Genomic DNA, 15473 nt, shown 5'->3' with positions numbered 1-15473 from the left:
AGGCCGGGAGGAGAAAAACAACAAACAATCAGGAAAACCCGAAAACAGCAATGACACATCAAGCGGACAAGGCCATAACCGGCGGACTGGTCGTCGCTGACGGCAGAATTTCTCCTGCAACGGTGCTTATAACCGGTGACCGGATATCAGCGGTGACGGATCCTTCTGCCCCGTTCCGGACAGGACAGATCATAGACGCGAAAGGCAAATACGTACTGCCCGGAATAATCGACGCCCACCTCCATTCGGTTTATCTCGACAGGATCGACACCCTGTCAAGAGCTGCCGCGTCCGAAGGAATCACCACCCTCATCCCCTACGTCGGCTCGGTGAAGGCCTGGGGCGTAGACAAGAAGCTTGACCAAGCGATGAAGGACTTCATCCAGGAGGGAAACGAGACGAGCCTTATCGATTTCAGCCTCCACTGCACACTTCTGGCAGGCGATGTCGAGGACTGCGACCAATCCATTCCCGCAATGATCGAAATGGGAATCGTCTCGTTCAAAGTCTTCATGGCCTACCGAAAAAGGGGCATGATGGTTGAAGACGAGCAGCTGCTGAAAATCATGAGCGTCATCGCGGACCACGGTGGACTCCTTGCCGCCCATGCCGAAAACGGTGCGCTGATCGACTATATGGAACGATATTTCAGCAGCAGGAACCAGCAACACCCGAAGTACTACGGCGCCTCCCATCCCGAACTCAGTGAAGCGGAAGCTGTTTTCAGGTTTTTAAGCCTTGCCCGGACTGCAGGATGCGACACCTACCTGCCGCACCTGAGTACCGCCAAGGCCCTTGACGTCGTGCGGCTGTTTAGAAAGTGGAACGGCCAGAAATTCTACACCGAGACCTGCCCCCACTACCTCCTGCTGAACGAACGGGTATTCACCGAGATGGGCAGCATTGCCAAGATGTCCCCTCCGCTTAGGCAGAGAGAGGATCAGGAATCGTTGTGGCAGGCTGTGGCGGAAGGGTTGATCGATGTGGTCGCCTCCGACCACGCGGCATCCCATTCGACCCAAAAAATGCCGCAATGGGACAAGGTCTTCAGTGCGCCAAACGGGGTACCGGGAATGGAGTGTCTGGTACCGCTGATGCTCAAAAAAGGCGTTATGGAAGGCAGGACGACCCTGATCAGAACGGTGGAACAACTCTGTGAGAAACCGGCAAAGATCTTTGGGCTCTACCCTCGAAAGGGCGTAATCGCCAAAGGCGCCGATGCCGACATCGCAATTTTCGACCTTGCCGGAAGCAGAGAGCTCGCCGCTACCCACCCCGAGCTCAAGATCGACTACAGCCTCTATGAAAAAATGACCGTCACAGCGCCGCCGGACCTGGTACTGCTCCGAGGCCGGACGGTGGCCACAAAAGGAGTTCCGGTAATTGACGGGGAAGCCGGACCGCAAGGAATGTTTATAGCTGGGAAAACCGCAAAGACGCCATAAGTACCGCTGACGCCTTCAACTAAAAATCAACTCGTTAAAACAAGGAGATCAGGGAATCGACCATGAGTTACACATACGACCTGGTTTTACAAAACGGAACCATAAACGACCCGGCGAACCACCTCTATGGACGCTTCGACCTCGCCGTCAAGGACGGTAAAGTCGCTGAAATCGCACCAACCATCAGCGCAGAACTGGCAAGAGACAGGGTCGACGTAACCGGCCTCAACGTCCTTCCCGGAGTCGTCGATCTTCACATGCACGCCTCGGCGTGGCTGGGGGGACGGTTCGCCCACAAGATGATGGCGCTTGCCGGGGTCACCACAGCCCTGGACATGTCCGGCCCGATCGACAGCGTACTTGATATAGCGAGGGATTACGGATGCGGCCTGAATATCGCCTGCATCAACTATGTACGGCCGGGCGACACCGTTGCCGACACCGATCCGTCAAAAGCACAGCTCGAAGATCTGTTGGCAGCCAACCTGAAGGCGGGGGCGATCGGCTTCAAGATCCTGGGCGGCCATTACCCCCTTACCCCGGAAGCGACCGCAGCAGCCATAGACGTGGCGATTGACAACGGCGCATACCTCGCGTTTCACGCCGGGACCCTGGAGACCAGATCTGATATTGGCGGATTCATGGAGGCAATCGACATAACCGCCAACAGAAACATTCACCTGGCCCACATCAACAGCTATTGCAGGGGCCGTGTCCGTGACTGCCAGAACGAAGCGGAACAAGCCATCAGCAAGCTCAAGGAAAATCCCAACATCGTCAGCGAAAGCTACCTGTCGCCGGTAAACGGCACCAGCGGAGAATGCAAAAACGGCATGGTGCAGAGCCAGGTTACCGTAATGTGTCTTGAGGCGAGGCGGTACGAGACCAGCGAGCAGGGGCTGGAACAAGCCATCAGGGACGGCTGGGCCCAGGTAAACCGCGAGGTGGGAGGCGTGGTTATCCTCAGCACAGGACAAAGTGCCGTCGATTACTGGCGTGCCAGGAACACCGATACCACCATCAGTTTCGCCGTTAACCCGGAGATGCCAAGGCTGAGGCTGGCGACCGCCAGACGGGAGGACTCTTCCTTCGTGGTCGACTGTATCAGCACCGACGGAGGCGGTATTCCAAGAAATGTTACCGTGGAAAAAGGCCTTGCCCTGGTTAGGCTTGAGGCGATGACCATCGACGATTTCGCGCTCAAGGCGTCATATCATCCCGCCAGGATCCTGGGGCTTGGCGACAAGGGTCACCTCGGCATCGGCGCAGACGCTGACATCACCGTGGTGGACCTGAAATCGTTGCGTCCCGTCATGACCTTTTGCTGCGGCAAAACGGTGATGTACCGCGGCAGGGTCTTTGAAAGAGGATCAACCATGATCACCAGTCCTGCGGGACAAAAAAACGTGGAATCAAAAGGACTGAGATCCCTGGTGGTAGACAGCCAGGCGACTCCGTTCTGCACCCTGCGTTAATACAGGCAGCCTGAAACCACCCCGCATGTTTTGCGATTTTCACCAAACATGCGGCCAAGCGGAGAGGATGAAACAGTGTGTAACGAAAACCAATACCGGACAATAAGTGTTTACCAATCCGTGGGCACCGTACTGGCCCACGATATTACCCAGGTTATCCCCGGACAGTCCAAAACACCGATCTTCAAACGGGGTCATGTGGTAAAAAAAGAGGATATCCCTGTTCTTGAAAGCTGCGGCAAGTACAACCTCTACGACCTGGACCTGGATGAAGACACCATCCATGAAGACGATGGTGCGGTGAGAATCTGTGAAGCGGCGTGCGGGGAAGGGTTGAGCTGGTCGCCCCCCGCTGAAGGGAAATCGGACATTTTCGCGGAGATGTCCGGCATACTCAAGATCGATATCGACACCCTGATGAAGATAAACAGTCTCGGCGATATCTGCTTGGCGACAAGAAAATCGACAATCCCCGTAGCAAAAGGTCAAAAAGTTGCCGCCACGCGAATAATTCCTTTGACCATCAAGACGTTACGGCTAAATTACGTCCAGGAAATTTTGCAGGATTCAGGACCGGTGATCTCGATTCTGCCGTACAGGAACATGAAGGTTGCGGCAATTGTCACCGGAAGCGAAATAGTCGCCGGCAAAATCGAAGACCGATTTGACGAACATGTAGGGGCCAAGCTTCGTGAATACAGCGCCGAACTGATTTCAAAGGAGTACGCAGCCGACCACGCCGACATCATTGCCGAAAAGATAACCGCGGCCAAGGCCGGGGGGGCGGAACTTGTCGTGATCACCGGCGGATTGTCCATCGACCCCGACGACGTCACAAGGCAGGGTGTCCGCAAGGCGGGGGCCACCATCGAGCTTTACGGCACCCCGGTACTCCCGGGAGCGATGTTCCTGATGGCCGATCTTGAAGGCGTAACCGTCCTTGGTCTTCCGGCCTGTGTTTTTCACAGCCACGTGACCCTCTTTGATCTGGTATTTCCCCGAATACTTGCGGGTGAGAAGATCTCAGCCCAAGAGATCTATTCCCTGGGGCACGGCGGGCTCTGTCTTAACTGCCCGACCTGTGTTTTCCCGAACTGCAGTTTCGGAAGGTAAAGTGTCATGTTGAACAATTTATCCATAATCATAAAAGGGGCCGGAGAAATGGCCTCGGGTATTGCCTGGCGACTATATCGGGCGGGATTCAGGAATATCTCCATGCTTGAGATTGCCAATCCGCTGGCTGTAAGGCGGACCGTCTGTTTCTGTGAAGCCGTGTATGACTCTCGGACCACGGTGGATGGGATTGAAGCAATCCTGACAACAAACGACCAGGAGATGGACACGGCTCTTGCAGGCAAAAAGATTCCGGTAGTCGTCGATCCGGAGTGGACAACCATCGCCAGAAGAAAACCGCAGGTAGTGATTGACGCAATCCTCGCCAAAAAAAATCTCGGGACCCGTATCGATGAAGCCGACTTGGTTATCGGTCTGGGACCCGGTTTTGTTGCCGGTGAGGATGTGGACGTGGTGGTGGAAACCAACCGCGGTCCCAATGGCGGCAGACTTCTCTACCGGGGAAGCGCCGAGAAGAACACCGGCGTTCCCGGCAAGGTGATGGGGATTGACCGGGACCGGGTGCTCCGTGCACCGGCGGGCGGACTATTCCTTGAAGCTCTTACTATCGGCGACAGTGTTAAGGCTGGAGAAACTGTCGGACACGTCGGCAAAGTTGCCGTCAAAGCCTCCACAAGCGGTATCGTAAGAGGGTTGATACGTGACGGGATAACTGTCGGGGAGTATCTGAAGATTGGCGATATCGAGCCCAGAGACAACGTCGATATCGCCCTGGTATCGGACAAAAGCCTCGGTCTGGGCGGTGCAGTACTTGAGGCGGTTATGGCTAAATTCAACATATAGACTCTATAAGGGACTTCTTATGAACGGAAAAACTCTTGGGGCACAGATAAAAAAATACAGGCTGGCAAACAACCTGACCCTGGATGGGCTTGCCCAGGCAGCGGGTTGTTCCAAATCGTATCTTTCACAGATCGAAAACGGACTTTCCTCCCCATCGCTTGCGGTTCTCGGAACCCTGGCAAGCGAGCTGAACACCAGTGTCGCCAGTCTTTTGAAGGAGACCGAAAGCGACGCCAAGACAAGCTACCACCTCCCTCTGGAAAAAAGGCAGACCCTGCAGTACCCGACCGGGTTGATCAGCTCCCAGCCTCTTACCATGGAAGTCTCCAAGAAAAAAATGCAGCCGCTTTTGACCACGGTCGAGCCGGGCGGAAGCTCCAGTATCGACAGCCAGCTGCAGCATGCCCCGAACAGCGAGGAGTTTGTCCTGGTCCTCAAGGGGAAGATGGAGTTTGTGGTCGACGGAGAAAAGATAGTTTTGAAAGAAGGGGACACTCTCTATTTTGATGGAGACTTGCCCCATAAATGGAAAAACCTTACGGACGAGACGGCACAACTGCTGTTTGTCTTCTCCCCTCCGGTCTGGTAGACCGGCCCGGGGGAGTATCGATTTTACTTGAAATGGAGCCAGTATGTCAGAAAAAAAATTCTTCAGTGTTGGTCGAGACACCCAGAAAAAGGACGGTTACGCCAAGGCAACCGGTGCAGAGATATTTTCCTCCGACGTTATCCTGCCCGGCATGCTGTACGGCAGAGTCTTGCGCTCTCCACACCCCCATGCCAGAATAGTGTCGGTGGACACCTCCGGGGCCGAAGCCATGGGCGCGGTTTGCATCACTTACGACGAGGTGCCTAAAACCGTCTACAACGAGCGCCAAGTCAGTATCCCCGAAAAAACATACCGGGACAGAACTGTTCTGCCGGACATCGTCCGCCACGTGGGTGAAGGTGTCATGGCGGTGGCGGCCCCTACCGAATCACTCGCGGAAAAAGCTCTGGCGGCGGTCAAAGTAGAGTACGAATTGCTGCCCGGACTTTTCGACCCCGAAGAGGCGCTGAAGGAGGGAGCTCCCGCCCTCTACCCGGAGGTTATGCTCGGCGATGCGGTCCTGCCGATCAAAAATAATATTGCCTGCCAGAGGATCATAGAAGAGGGCGACCTCGCAGAGGGGTTTGCCAAAGCTGACCTGATTGTCGAAGAGTCGTTTGCAACCGGCCGCGTTTATCACGGCCAGATGGAGACCAAGGGAGTGGTCTGCAAACCGGAGGCCGACGGAGGAATAACGGTCTGGCCTACCACCCAGTCCATCCATAACACCAGACAGCTGCTCGGCCGTATCTTCAGCATACCGCTCAGTAAAGTTAACGTCCACCGGGTGACCATAGGGGGTGCTTTCGGCTCCAGCATCCAGATGAACACCCCGATAGCAATCTGCGTGGCCCTGGCCAGAAAAGCTGGCAAACCGGTAAAGCTAGTCCTTACCAGGGAAGAGGATATGTACAACCATTGCAAGTATCCATCCCGTATAAAGCTCAAATACGGCGTCACCAGGGACGGCATGATTACAGCGGGCCAGCTGGAAACCCTGGTCGACGCGGGGGCTCACAACATCCAGGTCTATCCGCTGCTCGGCTGCATGGCGGGCTGGTTCGTGTCCCTGTACAGAATGCCCGCCCTTCGTTTTGCCGGAACCGGAGTATACACCAATAAAACCCCGGCATGTGCGATGCAGGGATACGGCAACCCTCAGGTTACGTTCGCGGTCGAATCGCTGATGGACATCATCGCCGAAAAACTGGGGATGGACCCCATTGAACTGCGTATGAAGAACTACGTGGGCATGGGCCAGACTTTCTGGGGCCAGGGTCCCACCGTCCGTTCCATTATCCGCAGCTGCGGGGTCGAGGAGATGCTGGTTAAGGGACGCGAGATGATCGGTTGGAACGAACGCGGCAGGCCCGAAGATAAAACCGGCAGATACCGCAGGGGGATAGGCGTCGGCCGAGGATTCCACACCTCTGGAACGGGTGCCCCGCAACCCGGTGAGGTTATCGATTACTCCACCGCCATGGTCAAGATCAACGAAGACGGCTCCGCCGACGTTTCCACAGCTCTTATGTGTCACGGCGGCGGCACCCTCGATGCGATCGCCAAGATCGTCGGCGAGGAGCTCGGCATAGCTGTCGAGCTGGTGGGCGTGTCGCCTTCCGATACCGCGACCACCGGATACGACGTCTGTACCCATGCGACAAGAGGCATATACTGTGGCGGAGCGGCGGCCCTGCGGGCGGCAACCACTGCCAGGAAGTCAATTCTGGAGATTGCCGCCAAACTGCTCGACGTGAATCCAGAGGCTTTGATGATTGCGCCGGATCCGGAAAGCGGACACGGCCTTATCTATCTTGAAGGTACCGACAAGAGAATTACCGTCGGCGAAGCGGCCAAGACCGCGCAGCTCAAAGGCTGGGGAACCGCCATCGGTGTTGCCAGTCACAGGCAGACAAACTGCCCGCCCTGTTTCGTCACCAATTTTATCGAGGTGGAAGTTGACACCTGGACCGGAGAAATTCGCACCACCAGGGCCGTCGCCGCGGTTGATGCCGGAACAGTCATGAACCCCAAGCTTACTGCCGGCCAGCTCGAAGGCGGACTCTGCCGGGGCATCGCACTGGCCCTGCTTGAGGACACCGACTACGATCCCGAAACTGGACGGATGACCTGCAATGGCGGTTTTACCGATTACAAGATGTATACCGCCAAGGAGATGCCCATGGTCGACGACCTGCAGGTATTCTTTGCCAACACCTACGAACCCAGCGGACCGTTCGGGGCCAAGGGAGTGGGAGAGGCAGCCAACAATGCCACCGCCGGCGCGGTTGCCAACGCTGTGCAAAACGCGATCGGCATCAGGATTAACGATGCGCCGATGACTCCGGAAAAGGTTTTGAAACGTCTCGAAGAAGCGGGGTTTAATAATTAAAAAGGTTCATACACAATGCATAATTCACGAATAATCACCAATGAGTTCGACTTCTGCCAGCCCGCAACCCTCACAGAACTGTTCGGCCTGCTGAACGAGCCCGGCGGCGACGACAGGCTTATAGCCGGCGGCACCGATATCCTGGTCATGATGAAGGAAGGCCGTCACTGTCCCAAACGCCTTGTCAGCACCATGAAAATAGATGAACTCGACTTTATTGAAATCAAGGACGGGGTCATGAGAATCGGCGCCGCGACAAAACTCAAGAAAGTCGCGGCAGCCTGCAGGGAAATTAAAAGCATCCTTGCACTCCATGAAGGGGTTTCGTCCATAGGCAAACTGCAGATTCTCAACATGGCCACCATTGCGGGCAACATCTGCACGGCGTCGCCCGCTGCGGATTCGGTTCCGCCGCTGCTGACCCTTGGCACCACCCTCACCCTCAAGTCAGGAGACGGCGAACGGCAAGTAGCGCTGGAAGACTTTATCCTGGGCCCCGGCAAGACCGCAATCGGGCGGGACGAAATCGTCTATTCGGTCAATATCCCCCTGCCGGCTGAAGGCGTGGGCTCAAGCTTTAGAAAAATGGAACGGGTCGGCGCCGATATCGCTAAAATAAATATCGCAATCTCCATCAAAAGAAACGGGGACGTGTGCGAAAGCTGCAAAGTGGCAGTCGGCTCCTGCGCACCTACCGCCCTGCTGATCGATGAACCGGGCGGGATTCTTTCCGGCCAACTGATCAGTGACCCTGAAAGCGACCTGATACGGCGGGCGGGCGTTGCTGTTTCTGAAGCGATACGGCCGATCGACGACATCCGATCCACCGCAGAATATCGACGCAAAGTCGCGAAGGTACTATTTATGGATGTTTTTCAGGTAGCGTGGGACAGAGCCAAAGGAGATGCATCGTGAAAAAAGAACTCATTACCCTAACCATTAACAGAGAACAGTACGACGTGGTCGTCGAAGACAACGAACTGCTCAGCAACGTTATCCACGACACCATTGGCATGACCGGCACGAAGTACGGCTGCGGCACCGGGGAATGCGGCGCCTGCACCGTACTCGTCAACGGAGAGCCGGTTCTCGCCTGTATCACCCTCGCCAAGGCGGTCCAGGGTGCCGAGATCGTAACCATTGAAGGGGTTGCCCCGGAACCAGGCAAGCTCGATCCGATCCAGGAAGCGTTTGTGGAACAGGCTGCGATCCAGTGCGGATTCTGCACTCCGGGAATGATCCTGGTCGCCAAAGACCTTCTGATCAGAAACCCGAAGCCGACCGAAGACGAAATACGCGATGCCATAAGAGGCAATATCTGTCGCTGCACCGGCTATACCAGTATTGTCAAGGCGATACAGGACGCTGCCGACAGCGGACTCTGCTGCCGGTCAAAGCCCTGATATCGGCGGAATCCACCGGTAACCTCTGGGCTGTTTTCATGACCCATTACAACAAAACAGCGGCAAACAATCACCCCCTGCCGACCGTGCCGGGTATAACACCAGGAGTGCAAGAACAATGAAAATCTGCGTCATCAACCCCAACACCTCCTCTGGCATGACCAGTCATATCAGGGAGGAACTGGTCAAGGTGAAATCTCCGGCCACCGAACTCAAGGTAGTCTGCCCGGCCAGGGGCCCCGAAACTATCGAATGCGCTGTTGACGAGGCCTATGCCGTTCCGGAAATGCTCAAGCTTGTAGCAGGGGCTCAGCAGGACGGATTTGACGCTGTGGTAATCGCCTGTTTTTCAGACCCTGGCCTTGATGGCGCCAAAGAACTGGCAACAATCCCCGTGATCGGCATCGGTGAGGCAAGCATCCATGCCGCGGCAATGCTGGGTGCGAAATTTACCGTCATCACCCCGGTAAAAAGAAGAGTTCCGACACGAATCCGCCAGGCCCTGGACCTGGTCTGCCAACACCGGCTTGCGTCGGTGAGAAGTCTCGATCTGTCAGTAGCACAATCGGAGTCGGATTCCGACCTGACAATCAACACCCTTCTTGATGTAGTGGGATCAGCGGTCGAAGAAGATGGTGCCGAGGTGATCGTCCTGGGATGTGCCGGGATGACGGGGTACACCGAACAGATAGAAAAACAATACGGGGTCGTAGTGATCGACCCCTGCACGGTCGCCTTGAAGTTTGCCGAATCCTTTGTTGCACTGAGGCTTGGACAAAGTAAAACCGGCCACTTTGCCATGCCACCTGCGAAACTGTACAGAGTGTAACGTTTGCAACCGATAACAGCAGGCGACCCGCAAAGGTGACGTCAGCAATCACCGGGTATACAACCCCCGGTTGCCATAACAGCACACCTTCCCCCGATGACGGCGGACAACGAAAGTGTGCAATATAATGAACTACAACCACTTGAAAAGACCAGTATACACGATTTTTTCCGGAGCAACTCACCATGATCGCCAACAGTGATGGAGCTTGTGGCTGAAAAAGTGCCGGAGCCCAGCCGGCACTCTCCCTCTCTTTTACGTTTGCCGCTGTTAAACCATATTCTTGATCGACATCAGCTCGTCGAGCTGCTTCCTTGACAGCAGGTTGTGTTCAACGGCCACCTCATAGACCGACTTGCCGGTTGCCAGCGCTTCCCTGGCAATTGTTGAACCATTCTCATACCCGATAACGGGGGTTAGCGCAGTGACAATACCGATACTGTTTTCAACCAGGTGCAGGCAATGGTCCCGATTGGCGGTAATTCCGTCAATACAGGAAATCCTGAGGACATCGCAGGCGGCGATTATCATGTTCATCGACTCAAACAGGCTCGATGCAATGACAGGCTCCATGACGTTAAGCTCCAGTTGTCCGTTTTCCGAAGCCATGGTTATGGTAAGGTCGTTGCCGATAACTTTATAGGCGACCTGGTTGACAACCTCAGGAATCACCGGGTTGACCTTGCCGGGCATGATGGAGGAACCGGGCTGCATCCGCGGCAGGTTGATTTCGTTCAAACCGGCCCTGGGACCTGAAGAGAGCAGTCGCAAATCGCTCGATATCTTCGAGAGCTTCAACGCAATTCTCTTGAGCACGCTTGAAGTCTGGACATAGGCGCCGGTATCCCAGGTTGCCTCCACAAGGTTTGCGGAAGTGAGCACGGGGACCCCCGTCACCTCCGCAAACCGCTTCGCCACAAACTCCTTGTACTTGTCAGGCGAATTTATACCGGTCCCTATCGCCGTTGCCCCCAGGTTTATTTCCCGGACAAGTTTTTTGGTCTGGCCTATAAGTTTTATTTCCTCTCCAATGGTGGTTGAGTAGGCCGAGAACTCCTGGCCAAGGGTCATGGGAACTGCATCCTGCAGCTGGGTCCTGCCCATTTTCAGCACATCACTGAATTCCTCCGCCTTGGCCTGGAAAGAAGCCTGCAGCTTGTTCAGCGGACCTTGCAGCTGCTCAAGCTTCCTGTAAATAGCCACCCGCAGCGCGGTCGGATACACGTCGTTGGTTGATTGCGAGCAGTTGACATGATTGTTGGGATGGACAATCCCGTATTCCCCTTTGCGGTGTCCCATTAATTCCAGAGCCCGGTTGGCGATCACCTCGTTGGCATTCATGTTGGTTGAAGTCCCGGCCCCGCCCTGCATAATATCGACGACAAACTGGTCGAGCAGCTTGCCGTCAATGATTTCGTCGCAGGCCTTGATAATAGCCGTGGCGATGGTATCGGGAAACTGGCCAAGCTCTGCGTTGACCATAGCCGCTGCCTTTTTCACGCAGGCAAGAGCAACTATCAGTTCGGGAAAGGCGGATATACGGATTCCGGTTATACGGAAATTTTCCACGGCGCGCCTGGTCTGGATCCCATAGTAGCAGTTGTCGGGGATCTCTTTTTCTCCAAGAAAATCGTGTTCAATTCTAACTGTCTGTTTCATTGGCAACCGGTAAAATAGATATTTTCATGAAGGGGTGGAGGGGCAGAGTGGACGCCTCCACCTGTTTTGATATCACCAAAAAAATAAGCGCCCCCGCTTTTCTTCCGGGAGCGCTCATTCCTGGCGGCGTCTGCCGATCCGCTTATACGGATCAGGTTTTTCTCGTGCGTTAGATTATTTACGCCGATGCTTCGGCCTGTTCCATGCTTTCTCCGCTGTCGACAACCTCTTCGTCGGTTAGAAGAGAGTCCTCGGTTTCCTTGAGCAGTACCGAGATGGGTATCGTCTCAAACAGCGGCTTGTTCATTTTAAACTTGACCCAGTATCCACTCCAAACCGCACAGATCATCAGGAACAGGTTTGAATAGAAGTAGATATCCTGTCTCATTCCTGTGCCGTCTTCGGGCCAGATGGCATAGATCATGTACGCCAGACCGAAAAAACTGATAACCGGCAGGGTTATGCCAAAAGGTGATTTAAAGGATCGCTTGAGATCGGGGTACCTGAAGCGCAGGATAACTACGTTGAGGTTGGCGATCATGTAGCAGAGCATCCAACCGATACAGCCGGCGAGAATGAGGGTGGTAATCGCGGAAACATTAGAGATACCGGTTCCAAGAAGAATGACGGTAATGACGAAGACAGCGATAATACCGACATAGGGCACTCCAAACCGGTTCAGCTTGCCGAATATTGCCGGAAACTGTCCTTCCTTTGACATTCCGTAGAGCATTCTTGGCACGGCGGCGATAAAGGTGTTTAACGTACTCGCCGTTGCTACCAGACTGATGACGCCGATCCAGACCTGGCCGTTCCTGCCCAACACCGCCATGGCCGCATCAACGTGCGGGTAGGAAGAACTGCCCAGCGCATCCATTTTCACATATTTGAGTGCCATGAACCCGAAAAGCAGGTCGGACACAAAGATGATCAACAGGGCGGCAATCATCGCGACCGGTATGAATTTTTGCGGATTTTTCACCTCTTCAGCCATCGGGCAGACGAACTCCATGCCTACGAACAGCCAGAAGGCGATTCCGAGCATACTGAGAACGCCGCCCCCGGCAGCCATATCGAAGGTAATACTGGTCTTGAGAGGAGTTCCTGAACCCAGGTCGAAAATTCCGATCATTGACAGGGCTATCATGGAGACGATCATGGTGGACGCAAAAATAATCTGCGACCGGGCAAATGATTTTACACCGAGTAGATTAATACCCGTCAATATAACCATCAGCAACAGGGCCCACACTCCCGGAGAAATGCCGGAGCCGGGGAGAAAGATATCGGCAACCACCAATCCGGCAATTGAAGATTCGGCGGCGTTGGACAAAGTAGATACGGCAAAATAGCCGGCAAGCACTGCAAAGATCCCCATAAAACGTCCCATGGTCGGCAACGTATAATGGTTGATTCCACCGGCCAAAGGCATAATTGAAGCTAGTTCGGCAAAAGAAAACGCAACGAACAGATTGATAAAAAGTGCGACAATAATAGCAACGACGAAAGCAGGACCGCCCAGACCAAACCCCTGTCCCAGCATGACCAGTGCCGACGATGAAACAACAATTCCCACCGCAGTACAGACAGCTGCAGTCAATCCTACCTCTCTTTTAAGACCTGACATAAACTCCCTCCAGAATATTTTTAAACATCATTGTCTTAGCAGTTCATTTTACCATAATGGTTTCACACAGGTGTTCCTGACACATCCCCGGGGCGATAACGCCCGCTGAGCATACAGTAACATGAAGAGCTGCTTATTCAGGCCGTATAGAGGGTCTCGGGACGAGAGCTCTGCAGATATGGATCCCTCTTCTCCCGCTGCCATCCGTTCAGGCCGGGTATGTCTTGTAAACGTACTGGGAAAGCCTGCTCTTTTTCTCCTGCCGCACGAAGAGGGTGCACCCGTCCGGCAAAGGATTTCGAGCCTGGCCCCAATTTCTCTACAACAGAGTTTTTCGCGAATCGGCCAGCAGGTCATGCTGCCATAAAAGACAACCGCTTAGACCCGCGACGCCGATGGAGCGAAAGATCCATTTCACCCCTTAGGGTGAATGAGAAACTGGAGCTTGTATAAATACTGCGATCTGAAGAAACGATTGATCCCGCCTGCCGGCAGTTTTGCCGGTGCTGGATTCATAGGTCCTGCCGGTGCACTATACAGGTGCTGTTTCCGGTAAAGATCGAAAACAGCCCCGGCTGACCTTGCCTTCCGAATCAGTCACACATCTCGTCGACTGCGAAGAGCGCGTAGTCCAAGGCATCGATAGCCTTGTCCATATCTTGTTGTGAAATAGTGAGAGAACCGCCGATTCTCAGGGTATTCGGCACGAAGCCGCCAAGCAGAACACCTTTTTCCAGGCATTTATTGAGAACAACGGTCACAGGTTTTGTTGCCGGATTGTCGGTAAAGGCGGTATTTCTGTCCTCGGCAATAAACGGTTCCCTGGTCTCTTTGTTCTTTACCAGCTCAACCTGCCAGAACATTCCATACCCGGCAACCTGGCCGACGCACTTGTGCCTGCTCTCGAGTTCTCGCAGTTTGGCCCCAAAATATTCCCCTTTTTCCGCTGCCTTGGGGATGATATTGTTATTCATCAGATACTTGAGATTGGCTACCGCAGCTGCCATGGCAATGGGGTGTCCGGCAAAGGTGCTTACGTGATTCCAGCGGACCGAATCCATAAATGCGGCGATCTCCTTGCTTACAATCACCGCGCCCGCGCCAATGGATGAACTGGTAAGTCCTTTGGCCACAGTTACAATATCAGGCCTTACCTTCCCACCGCCCATTTTCTGGTATCCGAACCAGGTGCCGAGGCGGCCAAAGCCCATAAGGACCTCATCTACGATCCAGAGAATTCCAAGCCTTCTGGTCATCTCGTAGATTTGCGGCAGATACTCCAGGGGCGGTACGATGGTACCGGCGCCGAAAGCGGGCTCGGTGATCATTGCGGCTACCTGGTCGACGCCGTGGTTACGGATGAATTGTTCGGCCGTGTGAACACATGGAAGAGTGCCATCCGGCAGCGCCGACTTGCACTCGGGATAGCTATGGCCGACAGAACATCGGTAGCACAGGGGAGCGGGACACTTAATTGTCGCCCCGTAACCCTGTCCCGGCACCTGCTTGACAAGACCATCCCCTTCCCTTGAGATATGCGACCGACCCGCCAACACCCTGTTAAGGCCGACTGCAACACCGGAGATCCCATGATAGGAGTGCTCACGGGTAGCGATATATTCCTTTCCGGTATAAAGTCGTGCGATAATTGACGCTACCTCCACAGATTCCCCGCCGGAATTCGTGAAGCGAACCTTTCCTGCCCATCCCTCGTCACCCAGCAAGTCCTCTATCAGAATTTTTGCGACCTCAGCCTTGTAATCGGTGCAGTAAATGTCCCAGACAAAACCGAAACGATCAAGGGCGTCTTTTATGGCGTCCTGTATTTCGGGCACCTTCTGGCCGGAGTTTACACAGTACAGCTGATTGAACATGTCCAGCAGTCTGGTTCCGTCGGGCATGACCAGGTAGTCGCCGTCGGTACTCTCAACAGGGCATGCTCCGTACTCTTCAGAGGTTACAAAGGGATGCAGGAGATATTTCGCATCCCATTCTTTCACCTTATTCCAATCGGTTTCGTTAGCCATTGGGTCCTCCTCCGCGAACAGACACCGTTTCCGTTCGCGCGCTTTTTAAATTATCCTGTAATTCCAGAAAATCCACAGCCCGGTATGTTTTTTTTAGATCCGGACAGTAG

Annotated in this window: 12 protein-coding genes; 9 read left to right on the top strand and 3 right to left on the bottom strand. The window is 54.5% G+C overall.

Translation table 11 applies throughout. From position 1 onward, the window contains the following. Nucleotides 1–50: 50 nt before the first annotated feature. From BLQ17_RS13525 to BLQ17_RS13485, 9 genes are all read left to right on the top strand, one after another. Entirely contained in the window at nucleotides 51–1445 is a 1395-nt protein-coding gene (locus BLQ17_RS13525) for an amidohydrolase family protein (RefSeq protein WP_092223724.1), read from the top strand. Between the two features lie 62 nt (nucleotides 1446–1507). Further along, nucleotides 1508–2920, top strand: coding sequence for an amidohydrolase family protein (locus BLQ17_RS13520; protein ID WP_092223722.1), 1413 nt, complete (start codon nucleotides 1508–1510; stop codon nucleotides 2918–2920). A gap of 75 nt (nucleotides 2921–2995) precedes the next feature. Next, on the top strand, nucleotides 2996–4033 hold the full coding sequence (locus tag BLQ17_RS13515; RefSeq protein ID WP_176761230.1) for a molybdopterin-binding protein: 1038 nt from the start codon (nucleotides 2996–2998) through the stop codon (nucleotides 4031–4033). 6 nt (nucleotides 4034–4039) lie between these two features. After that, nucleotides 4040–4837 (top strand): selenium-dependent molybdenum cofactor biosynthesis protein YqeB, encoded by a 798-nt coding sequence (gene yqeB / locus BLQ17_RS13510; RefSeq protein ID WP_092223718.1) that lies wholly within the window; start codon nucleotides 4040–4042, stop codon nucleotides 4835–4837. A gap of 19 nt (nucleotides 4838–4856) precedes the next feature. Beyond that, entirely contained in the window at nucleotides 4857–5426 is a 570-nt protein-coding gene (locus BLQ17_RS13505; protein ID WP_092223716.1) for a helix-turn-helix domain-containing protein, read from the top strand. 43 nt (nucleotides 5427–5469) lie between these two features. Continuing rightward, a complete protein-coding gene (locus BLQ17_RS13500; protein WP_092223714.1) occupies nucleotides 5470–7818 on the top strand; it encodes a xanthine dehydrogenase family protein molybdopterin-binding subunit in 2349 nt (782 codons plus the stop codon). Between the two features lie 15 nt (nucleotides 7819–7833). Further along, nucleotides 7834–8733 (top strand): FAD binding domain-containing protein, encoded by a 900-nt coding sequence (locus tag BLQ17_RS13495; RefSeq protein ID WP_092223712.1) that lies wholly within the window; start codon nucleotides 7834–7836, stop codon nucleotides 8731–8733. Then, nucleotides 8730–9221 (top strand): (2Fe-2S)-binding protein, encoded by a 492-nt coding sequence (locus tag BLQ17_RS13490; protein WP_092223710.1) that lies wholly within the window; start codon nucleotides 8730–8732, stop codon nucleotides 9219–9221. Before BLQ17_RS13495 ends, BLQ17_RS13490 begins: the two co-directional genes overlap by 4 nt. A 118-nt stretch (nucleotides 9222–9339) precedes the next feature. Continuing rightward, the gene (locus BLQ17_RS13485; RefSeq protein WP_092223708.1) at nucleotides 9340–10050 is read left to right on the top strand and encodes an aspartate/glutamate racemase family protein; all 711 of its coding nucleotides are present in this window, start codon (nucleotides 9340–9342) and stop codon (nucleotides 10048–10050) included. A gap of 270 nt (nucleotides 10051–10320) precedes the next feature. On the opposite strand, the gene aspA is transcribed toward BLQ17_RS13485, so the two are convergent. The 3 genes from aspA to BLQ17_RS13470 all read right to left on the bottom strand — a co-directional run bounded on the left by aspA (nucleotide 10321) and on the right by BLQ17_RS13470 (nucleotide 15363). Further along, nucleotides 10321–11709: an aspartate ammonia-lyase gene (gene aspA, locus BLQ17_RS13480; RefSeq protein ID WP_092223706.1), complete on the bottom strand. Its 1389-nt coding sequence runs from the start codon at nucleotides 11707–11709 to the stop codon at nucleotides 10321–10323. 178 nt (nucleotides 11710–11887) lie between these two features. After that, entirely contained in the window at nucleotides 11888–13336 is a 1449-nt protein-coding gene (locus BLQ17_RS13475; protein WP_092223704.1) for an APC family permease, read from the bottom strand. 593 nt (nucleotides 13337–13929) lie between these two features. Continuing rightward, complete coding sequence (locus BLQ17_RS13470) at nucleotides 13930–15363, bottom strand: class-III pyridoxal-phosphate-dependent aminotransferase (protein ID WP_092223701.1); 1434 nt, start codon at nucleotides 15361–15363, stop codon at nucleotides 13930–13932. Between the last annotated feature and the right edge of the window lie 110 nt (nucleotides 15364–15473).

It is taken from the genome of Desulforhopalus singaporensis (genome assembly GCF_900104445.1).
GTDB lineage: Bacteria > Desulfobacterota > Desulfobulbia > Desulfobulbales > Desulfocapsaceae > Desulforhopalus_A > Desulforhopalus_A singaporensis.
Note: the sequence above shows the minus strand (reverse complement) of the source record. Positions and strands in the feature narration are given on the sequence as shown.